This window comes from Bacillus sp. M5A3_1b, from assembly GCF_053345335.1.
The window spans coordinates 1-4092 of the sequence record NZ_JBKEZY010000027.1 but is presented as its reverse complement, the minus strand read 5'-3'; the positions used below and the strand labels follow the sequence as shown (position 1 = coordinate 4092).

The window sequence follows — 4092 nt, the reverse complement described above, 5'->3', positions numbered from 1 at the left end:
ATCATTACAGTTCATTTCGCTAACATTACCTTCCGTTTAAGAATTTAATCATTTAAACGTATTATAAATTACATTGCTATCTAATGCAATAAAGAAGTAGCACCAACTTTAATTATAAATATTGAAAGTTTCATAAACAGCCATTATCAATTTTCCAGATTTGTAAGAATGTCAGTTCTTTTTTCTGTAACAATTGTCAAATTCATTCCAGCTATAACCAGGACAAACCCACGAAATTTACGAAGCTTATATCGGATTGTATCAAGAGCTTTCAACTCAAGTAATCCTGCTTCGCCTGTTTATCCTCCTACAGAAAAACGGCGAAAGTTCCACTGTTATGAAAAAAAGAAAGTCTTTAATATTTTAGATGTTGTCTATAATTGTACTCTGTGTCACAAGAAAACAGCATAGCAATAAATAAAATGACCTAAATTCTCATAAATGACTGTTGTAGTGATATAAAATTTTTGTTTTAGGGATACTTCAAAATATTCCTTAAGTTGATGGATGTGTGGTTCAGCCCCTTGGGGTGCGCTCCAAGGGGCTGAAGTTTGAGAAGTAATACTTTGTTGGAAGTATCTTATATGTTTTAACATCAAATTAACAAATGTTTCAATCGTTATATAATGATTGAAACATTTTATGGGAACAATTCCCTTGTAATGTATAGTAATATGGTAATTATTATTATGTGAAATTATGGGGTTAACGGGTGGATTTAAATGAAATTTCTCTTAAATAAAAAAGAGGTCCTAGAGACCAGGACCACAATTGAAGTATCATTTTTAAAGTGAAAGTATAAAGATTGATGTGAGTTTATCTTAGTGTAAATCTATAAATAATAATATTTAAATGTTTATGTCTTTAACAAAAATAAAAAGAGTACTTTTATATACACTCTTCAAAAGGTAGGTGAATGTCTTATGAACTATTAATAAACCAAAAATTGTAATCAGATTTTCATGAGTAAATTTTTAATATAATATGTGTTAATTAGATTTATGGAGCCTGTCATCAATGGAAAGGAAAGTGTAATTTGAACTGAATTTTTAATGGGCCTAGGGACTAGTACTAAAGTAAAGATTGACACGTGATTGTAATAACGTGATTTTTAATATTAGTAAATAAAAATATTAAAGAAATTTCACAAAAATGTCCAAGAGTCAACGAATAATTGTGCTCCTAGATAAGAATTTTGGAATCATATGAGTAAAAAGCGTTGATACAAGAATATATGTTTGTTCAGTTTGAATATGAAAAGTTTTGAAAAATAAAGAGTGCTTTTTTAGGCACTTTATGACCAAGACTCATATCCATAAAAGGTGACAAAGATAAATAGAAGAAACCCCGATTGTCTGCGGGGCTTCTAAGGGTAATTGTCAAGTAATAACGTACTCGACTAATTAACAATACCATGAATTTTTTTGTGGAAATACTGGTAAATGTGTCCAAATGAATTCGAAGAATAAAAAATTTTATTGTTAATAGACATTGAAAACGGAATAGAGGTTATTATTCAACAAATAACTAACGTTCAACGAGAAAACATGTTGACTATACGCAGCTACTATTCTGTAATTGCACATCCTTATGAAGATATAGTGAGATCTGTTATTATTGCTATTTATCAAGAGAATGTTGAAGAAATTTTTGTTGTAGGAATAGAGGACAAAGAAACTTCTTCAGTTAATCTACAAACTCAACGTGATTTTACAAAAGATAATATAGAATTAGACTATCTCTTTAAAAATTGCATGCCTGAATTTTCAAATGGTACCCTTAATGAATGGCTGATTAGACAAGAAAATGTTAGTGAAAATATTGAGAAGAGTATAGATGCGATTCTTCATCTTCCACTAGTGCCTCCTGATGTTAAAGTTCATGGTTTCATGATTGATAAAACAGGTGGAAAAGAAACAGTTGTTGAAATTCCTGCTAATAAAGTATTTGAATACATTAATTAATTTACTAAAATGAATAAAAATTCACTCTTATATATAAATTATCAATAGGTAAGTACCTTTTATTTATTGGATATTATAATATGTTAAATTTTTGGACTTGCGTCCTTAAAAAGAGCAAAAGAAAGCCTCTATAAATGGATATCTTTTGCTCTTTTTGTTAGATATTTTAATGTATTTTATAAGAAGTACTGAGTATGTACATAATTTAAATAAAAAACTTTGTGGCGTTTTTTGAAAAAATGTTCTTTAAGATAAGTCTATTAGATTTATAAGAATTTTTATTAATGATAGCAAGAATAATTTTAATAAGAAGTATATAGTAAGAATGATTTGGAGATACAGATGGGGATATAACTATTTTATTTAGGATGGTGCAATTAAAATGGATTTACAGAAAGGGAAATTATATTGGAACACGACTTTTTCTAATACACCTTCTTATCCTCGTTTGGACGAAGATATAAAATGTGACGTACTAATAATAGGAGCAGGAAGTTCGGGTGCTCAATCCGCATACTATTTGAGTGAATCAGATTTAAATATTGTTATCGTTGATAAAAGAAAGGTAGGACATGGAAGTAACCTTACAAATACAGCACTTATTCAATATTTAGGCGATAAGATGTTTTTTGAACTTGTAAATACATTTGGAGAAGAGTATGCAGTTAAGCATATGAAATTATGTGAACAAGCTATTAATGATATTGAATATGCTGATCAAAACTTGCCTTATTGCTCTGATTTTAAACGACGTGACAGTTTATATTATGCAAGTTATGAAGAGGATATAAAGAAATTAGAAAAAGAACTGTATTATTTACATAAGCATGATTTTAAAGCGACTTGGCTATCAGAGGAACAAATTGGACAGAGATATCCATTTAAAAAACGGGCAGCTATTTATACGTATAATGATGGTGAAATAAATCCTTATAAATTTACACATAGTTTATTAGAACAAGCCTCTAATAAAGGAGTTCACATTTATTATTAGAACCGGGGATTATTAAAAAGAAAGATAACACTGAATATAAGGTGTTTACGCCTTTTTACAATGCATTTCAAAAGCAGGTAATACCTAAACCTATTAGGAAAGTGCAGAGTATAAAGTGGGGAAACTCTTTACCAGCAAGCTTATCTGTTTCAGAATTACACTTGCTGCCAACTATACCGTGGACATCTCATATGGAAGCAATATGGGATCCGACAGAAGAAGGGGCATATAAAGCATTTAAGAAATTTTTCTCTAGCAAATTAGCTTCTTATAGTGAAGGAAGGGATTTTCCAAATCAAAATACTCATTCGATGTTGGCACCTTATCTTTCATTTGGCCAAATATCAGTGAGCTGGATGTATCATTACTTAATAAATAAAAGTACCGAAAGACAATGTAGTCTTTTTGAAGAACAAGTGAATAGTTTTATACGTCAATTAATTTGGCGAGAGTTTTCTTATTATTTACTATATCATTATCCATTTACAGTATATAAACCTCTTAATAAGAGCTTTGAAAATTTCCCGTGGGATAAGGAAGAGGAGTTATTAAGAGTATGGCAAAAGGGGAAAACTGGTTATCCGTTTATTGATGCGGGAATGAGAGAACTATGGCAAACAGGTTTTATGCATAATCGGGCAAGAATGGCTGTAGCCTCTTTTCTTGTAAAGCATTTGTTAATTCCGTGGCAAGAAGGAGCAAAATGGTTTATGGATACACTGCTAGATGCTGATATTGCAAATAATACAATGGGATGGCAATGGGTTGCTGGAAGTGGAGCGGATGCATCACCGTACTTTCGTATTTTTAATCCCATCACACAAGGAGAAAAGTTTGATAAAGAGGGGGAGTATATAAGAAAATGGGTACCAGAATTAAGAGATATGCCTAATAAATATATACATAAACCTTGGGAAGCACCTGAGCATATTTTACAAAAGGCCAATATAACGCTTGGTCATACATATCCTTTGCCAGTTGTTGATCATAAGGCAGCACGGGAGAGAGCACTTTGTGCATATAAAAGTATGAAAGTGCGTATTAAAGTTGTATTCATTGCAAGAGTATACGAATCATATAGAGTTTCTAAAACCTTCTATTAAAAAGGAGAATGTTTATGAAAAAATCTAGTAT

The 4092-nt window shown here is 30.6% G+C and carries 4 pseudogenes; all 4 read left to right on the top strand.

The annotated features are described in order from the left end of the window. Positions 1–262: 262 nt before the first annotated feature. Positions 263–411 (top strand): annotated as a pseudogene (locus tag ACLBWW_RS28490) (IS4 family transposase); the annotation flags it as partial. Positions 412–1452: 1041 nt separating this feature from the next. Next, positions 1453–1964: pseudogene (locus ACLBWW_RS28485) on the top strand (carbonic anhydrase). Between the two features lie 382 nt (positions 1965–2346). Continuing rightward, positions 2347–2952, top strand: a pseudogene (locus tag ACLBWW_RS28480) (FAD-dependent oxidoreductase); the annotation flags it as partial. Beyond that, a pseudogene (locus ACLBWW_RS28475) lies at positions 2940–3992 on the top strand (cryptochrome/photolyase family protein); the annotation flags it as partial. The pseudogenes ACLBWW_RS28480 and ACLBWW_RS28475, both read left to right, overlap by 13 nt. Between the last annotated feature and the right edge of the window lie 100 nt (positions 3993–4092).